Below are 14,545 nucleotides of genomic sequence, written 5' to 3' on the forward strand. Positions count from 1 at the left end.
CCCCCCACTCGACAACCTGGAGAAACCATGGCTGGTGGACTCCTGCTGGGCGGCGCCTTGGCCGCTCTGCTCACCACCGCGCTACCCGCCCAGTCCCCCTCGTCGGTCTTCGACGACCCGCCCCCGGACAAGATCGTCATCGACGTCGCCACGGTGAACGGCTCCGGCTGTCCGGCCGGCACGGCCGCCGTGGCCGTCTCCCCGGACAACACCGCCTTCACGGTGACCTACAGCGACTACCTGGCCCAGGCCGGCGGCAACTCCGACCCCACGGCCTTCCGCAAGAACTGCCAGCTCAACCTGGTCGTGCACGTCCCGCAGGGCTTCACCTACGCGGTCGCCAGCGCGGACTACCGGGGCTTCCTCTCCCTCCAGCCCGGCGCGACCGCCACCCAGAAGGCGTCGTACTACTTCCAGGGCTCGTCCAACACCGCGTCGAGGACGCACCCGTTCAACGGCGCCTACAACGACGACTGGCAGGCGACCGACAGCACCGACTGGGCCCAGCTGGTCTGGGCGCCCTGCGGGGTGCTGCGCAACTTCAACATCAACACCGAGCTGCGGGTGAACGCGGGCAGCGCCAACCCCGGCAAGGTCAGCTTCATGACGATGGACTCGACCGACGGCGACATCAGCACGGTCTACCACCTGGCCTGGAAGGAGTGCCCGCACAGCTAGTGCTCGCGCCGGGCCGTCGCCGTGGTATCCGACCCGGTCGGACCGTGGCGGCGGCACGGCCGCGGTGATCGCCGTAGTCGCGCAGCCGCCCCGCGACGTCGGGATGCCGGAGAGGGCTCCGTGACCACGACGGTCGCGGAGCCCCCTCCGGGCTTGACTCAGGAGGCGACGAGTTGGTGCTCGCTGCCGATCCCGGAGGCGTTGCCCTCGGTGTAGAGGCTCAGCTCACCGTCCGACCAGCGGACGAGGGTGTCGTCCGGCCAGGGGTTGTCGCTGAAGTCCCCGCCGGTTACGAGCATGGCGTGCTCCCACAGGTCGTTGGGGGCCTTCCACTTGTGCTCGCCCCAGGTGTCGCCGCTTCCGGTGAAGTCGTCGTAGAGGGTCAGCTCGCCGTCGGACCAGCGCACCACCAGGTCCCAGGTGTCGCCCTGCGTGTAGTCGCCGGAACCGATCTCGACGGCGTGGGTCCAGGTCTTGTTCGGGTTGACTACCTTGATCTCCTTGCCGAGGCTCGTCCCGGTGTTCTGGTAGACCGTCAGTTCACCGTCGGACCAGCGGACGACGAGGTCGTCCTGCCACTTGTTCCCGCCGTACCGTCCGGCGGTCATCTCCTCGGCGTGCTTCCAGGTCGCGTTCGGCGCCACGATCTGCTTCTCGCCGTGGAAGCCCTTCTCGTCCACCGACGGGTACAGGGTGACCTCGCCGTCCGTCCACAGCACGAGCAGGTCCGAGCCGTTGTCGCCGGTGAAGTCACCGGCCACCACCTGCTTGGCGTGCTCGGCCCACAGCTTGTTGGGCTTCTGGACCCTGATCTCCTTGTCGAAGTAGTTCAGTCCCTTGTCCGCGCCGCGGTAGATCGTCAGCTCGCCGTCGGACCACAGCACGAACATGTCCATGCGGTCCTCGGAGACCGGCCCGTCGAGAGCGAAGAAGCCGGAGGCGATGTCCTTGGCGTGCTGCCACGTCGACGCGGCCGGCAGTACGACCGGCGCCGGCTTCTTCCCGGCCACCGCGGCGTCGTAGATCCGCTTGAGGTCGGTATCGAAGTAGGACGAGTAGGACGTGTCGTCGCTGTGGCCGCCGGTCTGCCAGCCGCCCGTCACGCCGATGACCTGCGGGTGGTCGCCTCCGATGATGAAGGGGCCGCCGGAGGTGCCGCGGACGTAGCCGTCGCAGTCGATCTGCGAGAAGGTGCCGCCCTTCCAGCCGCCGGAACTGGCGGCGGTGAACTTCTTCATCGGTGACGTGCAGTCGAGCGGGTCCTGGTGGGGCTTGTACTTGCCGTCGTCGTCCGGCAGCCACGGATAGCCGATGACCCTGGTCGTGGGGTGATCGAAGCCTGTGCCGTAACCGATGGGGATCGCCCCGACGACGTCCTGCACCCTCTTGCCGTCAGAGCGGGGCTCGGTCTTCAGCAGGGCGAAGTCCAGGTCTGTGTAGTCGTGGTCACCGCCCTTGCGCAGGTAGCGGGGGTCGGCGTAGATCTGCCCGACCTTGATCGGGAAGAGTCCGTACGGCTTGGGGTCGGCCCGGTGGTGCTTGGGCACGAACACCAGCTTCTTCTGCTGGTCGGTGCTGTCGAAGCAGTGCGCCGCGGTCAGCACCATGTCCTTGTCCGGGGAGGGGACGACGGTTCCGGCGCAGAAGCGGTACTGCAGGTCGCTGTCCTGCCAGAAGAACGTGCCCACCTCCTTGATGCCCTCGAAGGTGTGCGACGGCGAGGTCCGGGTGACGGCCTTGCCCCGGCGGGCGCCCGACTGTCCCGGAAGAGGCTGGTCCTCCTGCACCGGGACGGCCTGTGCCATGCGCTCCGGCGTCCAGAACCTCTCCAGCTCGGTCGCCGGTGCCGCGCCCCCGGGAGTGCCGCTCGCGCTCGGCGAGGCGCTCGGCGTGGCGCTGGGCGAGGTCGGCGGGCCGGACGGCGTGGCCGGCGGTGTGGCCGGCACCGAACCCGACGACGGCGAGGTGGACGGGATGGGCGTGGCCGTCGGGCTCGCCTCCTGCGAGGGGGAGGCGGACGCCGACGGGTCGAGCGGTGAGCCGCTCGGACTCGCCGTCGGCACGGCGGGTGTGGAATCGGCCATGGCGGCCGACGGGATGAAGACGGCCGCTATCGCGGTGGCGGCGGCCAGGCTGTGTCTCAGCCTCAAAGTTCCCCCTGATTCAGATGTGTCGCGGGCGCTGGTCAGTGCGGCCCGTCTGTTGTCCGGATGCGTCGCGGGCGCTGGTCAGTGCGGCCCGTCTGTTGTCCGGATGCGTCGCGGGCGCTGGTCAGCGCGGCCCGGTCCGCTGCGATCGTGGACCCTACCCACATCCGTCCTCGAACGTAAAGGCGATTCCACGAGGCAACCAAGGCTTCGCAAGAACGCTCTAGCAGGCTGGACCGCGAAGCATTGAGAGGGGACACGGGGCATGAACGCACCTGCGAGAACAGGGCTGTTCGGGCTCACGGTCGCGACGGCTCTGCTGAGCCTGCTGGCCGTGGCCTGCGACGGCAACGGGAAGCCGGAGCCGGCCCCGTCCCGTGCCGGGGCCGAGCCCGGCTACGCGTCGGCGTACGACGCCGGTTGGCGGACCGGGAAACAGCTCTTCGAGGACGGCGGCAAGGGCGCCGCGGTCCGCGAGGTGGTGTGGGGAGGGTGTGTCCGGCGGTCCCTCACGGCCCGGCCGCGAAACGTGGTGGAGAAGGACCGCGGCGCCTGGGTGCTGGGCTGCAAGCAGGGGGTGAAGTCGGGCGCCGACCGGCGGCCGCCCGCTCGGCAGGTGACGCGCCGAGAGTCCGACCCCGATCTCCTGGCCCGGTTCCGCACCTGGGCCGCCGCGCACGGGGGCAAGCGGTCCGCCGAGCACGTGGACCGAACCGTCCTCGTCCACCTCGGCGACCGGGACTACGACGTCGAACTCACCACCACATACACCGGCGGGAGCGGCCGGGCCGACGCCGAGCGGCTCGCCGGCACGTTCGCGACCTGGTGGGACGGCGACGACGGCGACGGCTCCACCGCGTGGAACCTCATCCTCCTCGACCGGGACGGCAAGCGCCTGACCACCCGCAACCTCTGACAGGAAAGTACCCCGACCACGTGAAGCCCACCCAGACCGAGTCCGGTCGCACCGAGCCCGGCCGCAAGAAGTCCGCCCGCCTGCTGCTCGTACCGGTCCTCGCGGCCGGTCTCCTCGCCGCCTCCGGCGCCTGGGAGACCGCCGCCGCGAGTGAGAGCTGCACGACGTACCCGAGTGACTCCGGTCAGACCGGCAACGTGAAGTGCGACAGCAACAGCGGAGTGCGCCAGCACAGAGCCGTGGTCACCTGTATCAACACCGGTGGCCACAAGTGGACGATCACCGGCCGATGGGTCTACCGCAACCGCGTGTCGTCCGCGACGTGCTCGGTGAGCGGCACCGCCGGCGTGTACTCGATCGGCTACGACCGGCGCTTCAGAGGCTGACCGGCGGCGCTCCCGCTGAGGCGTCCGCTACCCCGTCTGCCCCATCCCGGCCGCGTTCGGCCAGCTCTGGGCGTTGGGCCAGCCGGTCGCGGGGGCCGGGGTCAGACCGGTGGCGGGCGGCGGGGCCGTCATACCGCGCACCTGGGCGGCGGTGAGGCCGCCGCGCGCGGGGACGCCGGGCGGGGTGGGCCCCATCGCGGCGGCGGGCGCCGGGACGGGCACGGAGGCCGGGACGGGCACAGGGGTGGGGGCGGCGGGGACGGGCGCCGGGGCGGGGATCGGGGCCGGAGCGGGCACCGCGACCGGGGCCGGGGCCATCGGGGCGGGCGCGGGCGTGGGGACCGGCGCCGGGAGGGGGACCGGCGCCGGAGCTTGGGGGGCGGGAGCCGCGGGCGGGGCCTGGGCTGCCGCCGGCATCGGCATCCCGCCGCCCATCGGCGTGGCGGCGGGGAGCGGCACACCGGTGCCGGCGGCCGGGGCGGGGCCGGTGCCGACGGCCTGTGCCGCCAGTCCCTGTACACCGGCTCCGTTGGTCTCGTGCATCAGCCGGTCGACGGCCGCCGTACCCGAGCTGTAGCTGGTCCCGGTGCCCGGCTCGGGTACGGCGGCTCCCCTCCTGGTCCCGTAGAGCACCTGTTCCAGGCCGGACACCAGGCGACGCACGTCGACCTGGGGGCGCACCACGAGTCTCAGGAAGCGGCTGGACGAACCGATCTTGTTGCCGCACTCGCGGACCAGGACCCGGTGCTCGGTGAGCATCCGGTCCCGGACCACGGTGCCTTCCGCGCCGACGGGCAGGCGCACGAAGAGGAAGTTGCCCTGCGAGGGGTAGACGGTGAGGCCGGGCAGCGCGGAGAGGTGGCTGGCCATGTCGAGGCGGTCCCGGCGCACCTGCAGCAGGCTCTGCGCGTACTCCGGGCCGTGCTCGCGCAGCATGAACACCACGTGCTCGGCGAAGGAGTTGAGGTTCCACTTCGGCAGCATCGAGCGGACCCGGCCGGCCAGCGCCGGGTTGGCCACGAGATAGCCGAACCGGATGCCGTGCAGCCCGAAGTTCTTGCCGAGGCTGCGCAGCACGATCACGTTGGGGCGGAGCATGGCCTCCTGCACCACGCTCGGCTCGGCCTCGGCGTCGGCGAACTCCAGGAAGGACTCGTCGATCACCACCAGGTCCAGGTCCGCCATCGCGTCCATGAACTGCACGAGCTGCTGCTTGTGCAGATAGCCGCCGTCGGGGTTGTTCGGGTTGCAGACGACCGCAACCCGGGTGCCCCGGGCCCGGATGAACTCGGCGTACTGCGCGAGGTCCAGGCCGAAGCCGTTCGCCTCCTGGAGCGGGAACATGTCCACCCGCTTGCCGGTCTCCATGGGCTGGTCGGTCCAGCGGCCGAAGGTGGGCACCGGCACGGCCAGCGACTCCCGGACCAGCAGGTGGTCGATCCAGGTGATCAGTTCCGTGGAGCCGTTGCCCATCGCCACGCACTGCGGCGGGAGCTGGAGCAGACCGCACAGTTCGGCGGTGATGGTGTCGGCGCCGCTCGGGTAGTACGTGATGATCTCGCGCAGCCGGACCGCCATCTCCTCGAACATGGCGGGAGTGGGGAAGTACGGATTGCACGGAATGCAGAAGTCCACCGGGCCCGACCCGTCGCTCTCCCGCGTCAGCGCCGCCATGGAAGGGCTGTGCGCGGCGGTGTTGCGGAACAACGAGGTGACGTTGTCAGGCAAGGGGACCTCCGTCGAAGGGTGGCCCGTGCGGGGGAGCACGGGCCACCCAGGGATACGGAGGAGGCGCCAGTGGCGTTCAACTCACCGGTGGTGTGAGCCGGTTCACGCCGGGCGCGGTTCTCACGCCCCGAACGTGTGCACCGTGGTCGTCCGGTACGTCCGCCCGGGCCGGAGCACGGTCGACGGGAAGGAGGGGTGGTTCGGGGAGTCCGGGAAGTGCTGTGTCTCCAGGCACAGCGCGTCGCCCTGGCGGTAGGTGCGGCCGCCGGTTCCGGTCAGCGTGCCGTCGAGGAAGTTGCCGGAGTAGAACTGCAGGCCCGGCTGGTCGGTGGCGATCCGCAGGGTGCGGCCGGAGCGCGGGTCGCGGAGCGTGGCGACGTGCTCGGGCCGCGCGGTGAGGCCCTTGTCCAGCACCCAGTTGTGGTCGTAGCCCTTGGCCAGTACCTGCTGCTCGTGCCCGGCCCGGATGTCCCGGCCGATCGGCTTGGCGCGGCGGAAGTCGAACGGGGTGCCCGCGACCCGCGCCAGCTCACCGGTCGGGATCAGACCCGAGTCGGTGGGGGTGTAGCGGGCGGCGGCGATCGTGAGCTCGTGGTCCTCGATCGTGCCGCCGCCCTCGCCGGCCAGGTTCCAGTAGACGTGGCTGGTGAGGTTGACGACCGTGACCCGGTCGGTGCTGGCCTCGTAGTCGACGCGCCACTCGCCGCGCCGGGTGAGGGTGTACGTCACCTTCGACCGCAGCGTGCCCGGGTAGCCCATCTCGCCGTCGGCGCTCGTGTAGTACAGGCGCAGGCCGACGTCGGAGCCGTCGGCGAAGGGCTCCACGTCCCACACCCGCTTGTCGAAGCCCTTGGCGCCGCCGTGCAGGCTGTTCACGCCGTCGTTGACGGAGAGCTGGTAGTCCTTGCCGTCGAGGGTGAACCGCCCCTTGCCGATGCGGTTGCCGTAGCGGCCGATCAGCGCGCCGAAGTACGGGCTCTTCGCCGCGTAGTCGTCGAGGTCGGCGAAGCCCGCGACCACGTTGGCGTGCCGGCCGCGGGCGTCCGGGACCTCCAGGGTCTGCACGACGCCGCCGTACGACAGCACCTTCATCCGGATGCCGCCGTTCTCCAGCGACCAGCGGTACACCTTGGTGCCGTCCGCGAGCCGGCCGAAGAGCTCCTTCACCGGCCGGTGGCCCGGGGCCGCCTGCGCGGTGCCCCCGAGGGTGGTGGCGGCCAGACCCGCCGCCGCCGCTCCTGCAATGACCGTACGTCTGTTCAGTTCCATCTGCGGCTCCTGCGCATAGGAAGGGGCCCCGCCGGATCCGGCGGGGCCCGGGCTGAGTTACGAACCGGACTTGCGCTTGTTCCACACGTCGAACCCGACCGCCACCAGCAGGGCCAGGCCCTTGATGACCTGCTGCCAGTCGGTGCCGACGCTCAGGAGGTTCATGCCGTTGTTCAGCACGCCGAGGACGAGACCGCCGATGATGGCGCCGAGGACGGTGCCGACACCGCCGCTCATGGACGCACCGCCGATGAACGACGAGGCGATCGCCTCGAGTTCGAAGTTGACGCCCGCCTTCGGCGAGGCCGCGTTCAGCCGGGCCGCGACCACCAGGCCCGCCAGGGCCGCGAGCACGCCCATGTTCAGGAAGACCAGGAAGGTGACCTTCTTGTCCTTCACGCCGGACAACTTGGCCGCCGGCAGGTTGCCGCCGATCGCGTAGATGTGGCGGCCGAAGACCGCGTTGCGCATGACGTAGCCGTAGCCCACGACCAGCGCGCCGAGGATGATCAGCACGATCGGGGCGCCCTTGTAGCTGGCGAGCAGCAGGGTGAGCACCAGGATCGCGGCGACCAGGGCGGTCAGCTTGAGCAGGAACAGCCGGGTGGGCAGCACCCCCAGCGCGAACTCCTGCTGGCGGCGCCGGTCCCGGACCTCCTGCCACACCACGGCCGCGATCAGGACGAGACCGAGCAGCAGGGTGAGGTTGTGGTAGTTGGTGTCCGGGCCGGTCTCCGGCAGGAAGCCGTTGCCGAGCTTCTGCAGCCCGTCCGGGAACGGGCCGAGGGTCTGGCCCTTGAGCAGGATCTCCGTCAGACCGCGGAAGAGCAGCATCCCGGCGAGCGTGACGATGAACGACGGTATGCCCAGATAGGCGATGAGGTAGCCCTGCACCGAGCCGGCCGCCGCGCCCACCAGCAGGCACAGCACCAGCGCGATCGGCCAGGAGACGCCGTGCTGCACGGTCAGCACCGCGGCGAAGGCGCCGACGAACGCGGTCAGCGAGCCGACCGACAGGTCGATGTGCCCGGCGATGATCACCAGCATCATGCCGATCGCGAGGACCAGGATGTAGCTGTTCTGCAGCACCAGGTTGGAGACGTTGCGCGGCAGCAGCAGGTCTCCGTCCGTCCAGACGGCGAAGAGGGCCACGATCAGGCCGAGCGCGATCAGCATGCCGTACTGGCGCATGTTGCGGCGCAGGCCGTCCAGCACCACCTGGAGCAGCCCCTTGCGGGCCGCCGGTCCACTCCCGCCCGGTGGCGCGGGGGCCGGGCTCTTGGCGGTCACATCCGTGCTCATCGCGTCACCTCTTGGTCCTGCGTGTCTTTCGTCATATGGCGCATCAGAACTTCCTGCGTGGCCTCGGCCCGCGGCACCTCACCGGTCAGCCGCCCGGCGGCCATCGTGTAGATGCGGTCGCACATGCCGAGCAGTTCGGGCAGCTCGGAGGAGATGAAGACCACCGCCTTGCCCTGGGCGGCGAGCTGGTCGATCACCGTGTAGATCTCGTACTTGGCGCCCACGTCGATACCGCGGGTCGGTTCGTCGAGGATCAGCACGTCGGGTCCTGCGAAGATCCACTTGCTGAGGACGACCTTCTGCTGGTTGCCGCCCGACAGCTTGCCCACCGGTTCGAACACGGTCGGCGCCTTGATGTTCATGGTTTTCCGGAAGCCCTCGGAGACCTGCCGCTCCTCGTGCTCGTCGACGATGCCCCGCCTGGCCACCTTGGACAGCGCGGTCAGCGAGATGTTGCGGTTGATGGTGTCGATGAGGTTGAGGCCGTAGTGCTTGCGGTCCTCGGTGACGTACGCGATCCCGTGCCCGACCGCCTCCGCGACGGACTTGGTGCGGATCTCCTCGCCGTCCTTCAGCACCGTGCCGCCCGCGTACCGGCCGTAGGCGCGCCCGAAGACGCTCATCGCCAGCTCGGTGCGGCCCGCGCCCATCAGGCCCGCGATGCCGACGATCTCCCCGCGGCGCACGTGGAGCGAGACGTCGTCCACGACCTTGCGCTGCTGGTCGATCGGGTGGTGCACGGTCCAGCCGCGTATCTCCAGCGCCGGCGCCGCGCCCTCCTCGGGCTCGTGCGGGGTGCGGTCCGGGAAGCGGTGGTCGAGGTCGCGGCCGACCATGCCCGCGATGATCCGCTCCTCGGTGGTCTCCGGCGCCTTCACGTCCAGCGTCTCGATGGACCGGCCGTCCCGGATGATCGTCACCGAGTCGGCGACCCGGCGGATCTCGTTGAGCTTGTGGGAGATGATGATCGAGGTGATGCCCTGCTTCTTCAGCTCCAGGATGAGATCGAGGAGCTTGCCGCTGTCCTCGTCGTTCAGCGCGGCGGTCGGCTCGTCGAGGATCAGCAGCTTCACCTGCTTCGACAGCGCCTTGGCGATCTCCACGAGCTGCTGCTTGCCGACGCCGATGTCGGCGACCCGGGTCTCCGGGTGCTCGTCCAGACCCACCCGGCGCAGCAGTTCGGTGGCGTGCCGCAGGGTCTCGTTCCAGTTGATGAGCCCGCGCCTGGCGTGCTCGTTGCCGAGGAAGAGGTTCTCCGCGATGGAGAGGTACGGCACCAGCGCCAGCTCCTGGTGGATGATGACGATGCCGTGCTGCTCGCTGGCCCGGATGTCCTTGAACTGGCAGACCTCCGAGTCGAAGAGGATGTCCCCCTCGTAGCTGCCGTACGGGTGGACGCCGGAGAGCACCTTCATCAGGGTCGACTTGCCGGCGCCGTTCTCCCCGCAGATGGCGTGGACCTCGCCCTGCCGGACGGTCAGGGTGACGTCCGACAGCGCCTTGACGCCGGGAAAGGTCTTGACGATCGAGCGCATTTCCAGGACGGGTCCCGCCATGGTCGTGCCTTCCAATCCGTAGGTAGCGGGGGCGGGTTACTTCAGCTCGGACTCGGTGTAGTAGCCGCCGTCGACCAGGACCTGCTTGTAGTTGGACTTGTCGACGCTGACCGGCTGGAGCAGGTAGGCGGGCACGACCTTGCTGCCGTTGTCGTACGTCTTCGTGTCGTTGACCTGCGGCTTCTTGCCCCGCAGGGAGTCGTCGACCATGGTGGCGGCGACCTTGGCGAGCTGCCGGGTGTCCTTGTAGACGGTCTGCGTCTGCTGGCCGGAGATGATCGACTTCACGGAGGCCAGCTCGGCGTCCTGGCCGGTGATGACGGGGAGCGCCTTGCTGCCGGAGCCGTAGCCGTCCGACTTCAGCGCGGACAGGATGCCGATGGAGATGCCGTCGTAGGGGGAGAGGACCGCGTCGACCCGGCCGCTCTTGTAGGACGAGGTGAGGATGTCCTCCATGCGCTTCTGCGCGGTGGTGCCGTCCCAGCGCAGGGTGACGACCTGGTTGATCTTCGTCTGCCCGGACTTGACGACGAGCTGCTTCTTGTCGATGTACGGCTGGAGCACGCTCATCGCGCCGCCGAAGAAGTACTTGGTGTTGTTGTCGTCGTTGGAGCCGGCGAACAGCTCGATGTTGAACGGGCCCTTCTTGCCCTTGGTCAGCCCGAGCCGGTCGACGATGTACTGGCCCTGCAGCTTGCCGACCTTCTCGTTGTCGAACGAGGCGTAGTAGTCGACGTTCTTGGTGCCGAGGATGAGGCGGTCGTAGGCGATGACCGGGATGTCCGCGTCCGCGGCCTCCTGGAGCACGTTGTTCAGCGACTTGTTGTCGATCGCCGCGACGATCAGGCCCTTCACGCCCTGCGTGATCAGGTTCTCGATCTGCGAGACCTGCGTCTCCGGGTTGTCCTCGCCGTAGACCAGCTTGGTCTTGTAGCCCTTGGACTGAAGGTTCTTCACGACGTTGTTGCCGTCGGCGATCCAGCGCTCGGAGGACTTGGTCGGCATCGCGATGCCGATCGTGCCGCCCTTGGCGTCCCCGCCCTTGGCGTCGCTGCCGCCCTCGCTGTTCTGGCCGCAGGCGGTCAGGGTGAGGGCGAGCGAGGCGGCCGTGGCCGTCGCGGCGAGTGCGGCTCTGCGGTTGAGCATGGTGATCCGTCCTTGTTCTTCTCGTCGTTGAGAGGGGGTCACGTCGTCGAGGGGGTCACACGGTGGTGTCGAAGCGGTGCAGCGTCCCGGGCAGCCGGGAGCCGAGCGGCGCCATGTCGCCGTCCGCGCCGTGCCGGGCGAGCAGGTCCAGGGCGAGCCGGCCGCGCCGCACCCGCTCCCGGGCGGTGTCCAGGGTCACGTCCCGCAGGTGGGCGCCCCACGGGTAGATGCCGGGGGCCTTGGACAGGCCGAACTTCAGGTAGAGCGGGGCGCCGCGCCGGATCAGCTCGGCGACCTCGTACATCCGCACGTAGCCGCCGAGGTCGTCGGGGGCCTCGATGTACATGTCCATGGGAGCGCGGGAGACCCGGCGGATCTCGGTGAGGTGGTCCAGGGTCAGGTCGCTGGGCACGTTGACGGAGTCGGCGCCGAGCCGCTCGTAGACCGCGTAAGAGGCCGGGTTGACCGGGCCGATCAGCGCGGAGACCTTCAGGGTGGTGTCGGCCGGGATGATCCCGGCCGTGCGCGCCCGGTGCAGGGTCCACAGCACGCCCTCGTCGGCGACCAGCAGGCACTTCACGCCCAGCTCGGTGGCGCGGACGGCGTCCTCGACGCAGCCGGCGACGGCGTCGTGGCCCCGGGCGCGCAGTCCCGCACCCCGCGAGTCGGTGCGCACCGAGCCGCCGATGTCCCAGGTGCCGCGCGGGCCGGTGAACAGGCAGAGCTCGATGTCCCGTTCGGCGGTCGCCTCGGCCATCTCGGTGATCTCGGCGTCGGTGAGCATCCACACGCCGCTGCCCTGGCTGATCCGGTGGATCGGCACGTCGAGGCGCGAGGCCTCCTTCAGCACGACCATCAGCGCTTCGGGACCCTCGCACGAGGGAATCTCGGTGCGCCAGCGGCCGCCGCCCGGGAAGGAGTGGGCGGAGGTGTCGGCGGGGTCGAGGGCGGGCGCGTCCAGGCCGAGAGCGGCGAGCACCTGCTCGCCGGGCCTGCGGGCTGCCGGAGCGGAAGCGTCGGTCACTTGCTGTCCTTCGTGTTCGGTATTTCGGACAAGGTTCGCGGCTCTGGGTACGGAGAAGACCACGTGTACGCCGGCCGGGACGTGCGTCGGGTCACCTCCCGGCCGGCGTACGGTCAGGGGCGGAGCAGCACCTTGCCCACCTTCGGATCACCGGCCCCCACCAGCTCGATGGCCTGCGGGAACTCGGTCAGCGGCAGCTCGTGGGTGACCAGGGGCAGCGGATCGAGCAGCCCGGCGCCGAAGACCCGCACGGTGTGGGCCCAGGCGTCCGGCGGCGCCCCGAAGACGGTGTGCACCTCCAGCTGCCGTACGACCAGCTCGGTCGGGTCGAGCCCGTCCGCACCCGGCGCCGGGATGCCCGTCAGCACCAGCCGCCCGCCGCGCCTGAGCAGCGCGGCCGCGGTGCGCGCGGCGGACGCGGATCCGGCGGTCTCGATCACGACGTCGAAGTCGGCGGGCAGCGGCTGGTCCCTGAGCCGGAAGTCGCTCGCCCCGAACCGCCGGGAGAGCGCCTCCCGGTCGTTCCCGGTGCCCACGACCAGCAGTTCCGCCGGCGAGACGGCCTTGAGGAACTGCACCGCGAACATCCCGAGGGTGCCCGTGCCGACCACCGCGACCCGCTCGCCCGGCAGGGCCCGGGCCTTCAGCGCGGCGGCCGCGACGCAGGCGGCCGGCTCCAGCAGGGCGGCGGCGGTGAGGTCGGCGCCGTCCGGCAGCGGGTGCAGCAGCCGGGCCGGCAGGGTGAGGGTGGCCGCCATCGCGCCCGGCCGGGTGAACCCGGTCTCCTCGTACCCGGCCGTGCACAGCGTGGTCTCGCCCGCGTGACAGCGGTCGCACACCTGGCAGTTGCGGAAGCCCTCGCCGACGACCTTGCGGCCGGCCAGGCCCTCCGGCACCCCGGCGCCCACCGCCCGCACGGTCCCGGACCACTCGTGGCCGGGCGTGAGCGGGTAACGGACGTACCCCTCGGGCCGGTTGCCCTGGTACACCTCGCGGTCGCTGCCGCAGATGCCCACCGCGTGCACGGCGACCAGCGCCTCGCCGGGACCGGGCTGCCGGGGCGTGTGCTCCTCGACCCGGTGGACGCCCGGCGCCTCGACGACGACCTGCGAACCGGCCGGGGTCACTTCGTGCCCTTGGGCTTGCGCTGCTCCCAGCCCTCGGCCCACAGGTCGAACCGGGCCTGCTGCTGCGGGAACTCGGCGGCCACGTCGGTGTCCAGCTCGACGCCGAGCCCGGGCCGGTCGGAGAGGTGGAAGTAGCCGTCCACGACCTCCGGGGCGCCCCTGACCACCTTCTTGATGTCCGCGTCGGCGAAGTCGTTGAAGTGCTCGAGGATCTTGAAGTTCGGCGAGGTGAAGCCGACCTGGAGCGAGGCGGCGGTCAGCACCGAACCGCCCACGTTGTGCGGGGCGATGAGCATGTAGTGGGTCTCGGCGGTGGCCGCCAGCTTCCGGGTCTCCCAGATGCCGCCGATGTGGCCGACGTCGGGCTGGATGATGTCGACGCACTGGCTGTCGAAGAGCTCGCGGAACTCGATGCGGTCGTGGATGCGCTCACCGGTGGCGACCGGGACGTCCACCTTGGCGGCCACCTTCTCCAGCGCCTTGAGGTTCTCCGGCGGGCACGGCTCCTCCAGCCAGGCCGGCTTGAAGGGCGCCATCTCCTTGGCCAGCCGGACGGCGGTGGCGGGGGAGAAGCGGCCGTGCATCTCCAGCATCAGCTCGGAGTCCGGTCCGATGGCGTCCCGCACGGCCTCGATGAGGGAGACCGCGTACACGGTCTGCTCGTGGTCCAGTTCGAAGTGCCCGGTGCCGAAGGGGTCGATCTTCAGCGCCTTGTAGCCGCGCTCCATGACCCCCTGGGCGGCCTTGTGGTACGCCTCCGGCGTCCGCTCGGTGGTGTACCAGCCGTTGGCGTACGCCTTGACCCGGTCGGTGACCTTGCCGCCCAGGAGCTGCCACACCGGCACGCCGAGCGCCTTGCCCTTGATGTCCCAGCAGGCCATCTCGACGACCGCGATGCCGGACATGACGATCTCGCCGGCCCGCCCGTAGTCGCCGTACTTCATCCGCCGCACGAGGTCCTCGACGGCGAACGGGTCCGAGCCGAGGATGTGGTTGGCCTCGGCCTCGCGCAGATAGCCGATCAGCGCGTCGGTGTGGCCGAGCATCCGGGTCTCGCCGACTCCCGTGATCCCCTCGTCGGTGTGCACCTGGACGTAGGTCAGGTTGCGCCACGGTGTCCCCACCACATGCGTGCTGATTCCGGTGATGCGCACGGCAGTTGCCCCTCAGGATGTTCGAGATTTCGTCACTCGTTCGAAATGCTGGCGTGACAGTAAGGAGGGTGCGGCGGGGGTGTCAATGGGTCGAACAGGTAACAGTTTCGGC

The 14,545-nt window shown here is 70.2% G+C and carries 13 protein-coding genes; 4 read left to right on the forward strand and 9 right to left on the reverse strand.

The window, feature by feature from the left end; translation table 11 throughout:
- Window positions 1–27 precede the first annotated feature (27 nt).
- Window positions 28–678, forward strand: a complete 651-nt coding sequence (locus tag ACZ7JA_RS07110) for a DUF4360 domain-containing protein (protein ID WP_351659732.1) — start codon at window positions 28–30, stop codon at window positions 676–678.
- 158 nt (window positions 679–836) lie between these two features.
- Here ACZ7JA_RS07110 and ACZ7JA_RS07115 read toward each other — a convergent pair whose 3' ends face one another.
- Window positions 837–2,483 carry a trypsin-like serine peptidase gene (locus ACZ7JA_RS07115; protein ID WP_389446839.1) on the reverse strand — a complete coding sequence of 549 codons (1,647 nt, stop codon included), beginning with the start codon at window positions 2,481–2,483 and terminating at the stop codon, window positions 837–839.
- Between ACZ7JA_RS07115 and ACZ7JA_RS07120 the strand changes: the two genes are divergently transcribed.
- Genes ACZ7JA_RS07120 through ACZ7JA_RS07130 form a run of 3 tightly spaced genes read left to right on the forward strand, consistent with a single transcriptional unit; the run spans window position 2,482 to window position 4,127 of the window.
- Window positions 2,482–3,075 carry a hypothetical protein gene (locus tag ACZ7JA_RS07120; protein ID WP_470807555.1) on the forward strand — a complete coding sequence of 198 codons (594 nt, stop codon included), beginning with the start codon at window positions 2,482–2,484 and terminating at the stop codon, window positions 3,073–3,075. The genes ACZ7JA_RS07115 and ACZ7JA_RS07120 overlap by 2 nt on opposite strands.
- Before the next feature lie 15 nt (window positions 3,076–3,090).
- A complete protein-coding gene (locus ACZ7JA_RS07125; protein ID WP_351659741.1) occupies window positions 3,091–3,741 on the forward strand; it encodes a hypothetical protein in 651 nt (216 codons plus the stop codon).
- Window positions 3,742–3,761: 20 nt separating this feature from the next.
- Complete coding sequence (locus tag ACZ7JA_RS07130; protein WP_351659744.1) at window positions 3,762–4,127, forward strand: hypothetical protein; 366 nt, start codon at window positions 3,762–3,764, stop codon at window positions 4,125–4,127.
- 27 nt (window positions 4,128–4,154) lie between these two features.
- On the opposite strand, the gene ACZ7JA_RS07135 is transcribed toward ACZ7JA_RS07130, so the two are convergent.
- The 8 genes from ACZ7JA_RS07135 to ACZ7JA_RS07170 all read right to left on the reverse strand — a co-directional run bounded on the left by ACZ7JA_RS07135 (window position 4,155) and on the right by ACZ7JA_RS07170 (window position 14,433).
- Window positions 4,155–5,855 carry a pyridoxal phosphate-dependent aminotransferase gene (locus ACZ7JA_RS07135; RefSeq protein WP_351659747.1) on the reverse strand — a complete coding sequence of 567 codons (1,701 nt, stop codon included), beginning with the start codon at window positions 5,853–5,855 and terminating at the stop codon, window positions 4,155–4,157.
- Between the two features lie 120 nt (window positions 5,856–5,975).
- Window positions 5,976–7,124 carry an aldose epimerase family protein gene (locus ACZ7JA_RS07140; protein ID WP_470807557.1) on the reverse strand — a complete coding sequence of 383 codons (1,149 nt, stop codon included), beginning with the start codon at window positions 7,122–7,124 and terminating at the stop codon, window positions 5,976–5,978.
- A 57-nt stretch (window positions 7,125–7,181) separates the two neighbouring features.
- Window positions 7,182–8,426, reverse strand: coding sequence for a multiple monosaccharide ABC transporter permease (mmsB, locus tag ACZ7JA_RS07145; RefSeq protein ID WP_389299736.1), 1,245 nt, complete (start codon window positions 8,424–8,426; stop codon window positions 7,182–7,184).
- A complete protein-coding gene (gene mmsA, locus ACZ7JA_RS07150; protein ID WP_351659756.1) occupies window positions 8,423–9,982 on the reverse strand; it encodes a multiple monosaccharide ABC transporter ATP-binding protein in 1,560 nt (519 codons plus the stop codon). Before mmsA ends, mmsB begins: the two co-directional genes overlap by 4 nt.
- A gap of 36 nt (window positions 9,983–10,018) precedes the next feature.
- Window positions 10,019–11,128 (reverse strand): multiple monosaccharide ABC transporter substrate-binding protein, encoded by a 1,110-nt coding sequence (gene chvE, locus ACZ7JA_RS07155; RefSeq protein WP_351659758.1) that lies wholly within the window; start codon window positions 11,126–11,128, stop codon window positions 10,019–10,021.
- A gap of 55 nt (window positions 11,129–11,183) precedes the next feature.
- Window positions 11,184–12,152 carry a hypothetical protein gene (locus tag ACZ7JA_RS07160; protein WP_403678576.1) on the reverse strand — a complete coding sequence of 323 codons (969 nt, stop codon included), beginning with the start codon at window positions 12,150–12,152 and terminating at the stop codon, window positions 11,184–11,186.
- A 113-nt stretch (window positions 12,153–12,265) separates the two neighbouring features.
- Window positions 12,266–13,279 carry a zinc-dependent alcohol dehydrogenase gene (locus tag ACZ7JA_RS07165; protein ID WP_470807560.1) on the reverse strand — a complete coding sequence of 338 codons (1,014 nt, stop codon included), beginning with the start codon at window positions 13,277–13,279 and terminating at the stop codon, window positions 12,266–12,268.
- Complete coding sequence (locus tag ACZ7JA_RS07170; RefSeq protein WP_470807562.1) at window positions 13,276–14,433, reverse strand: mandelate racemase/muconate lactonizing enzyme family protein; 1,158 nt, start codon at window positions 14,431–14,433, stop codon at window positions 13,276–13,278. The genes ACZ7JA_RS07165 and ACZ7JA_RS07170 overlap by 4 nt, the downstream gene beginning before the upstream one ends.
- Window positions 14,434–14,545: the final 112 nt, after the last annotated feature.

The sequence above is a fragment of the Streptomyces sp. NPDC038135 genome (genome assembly GCF_055601245.1).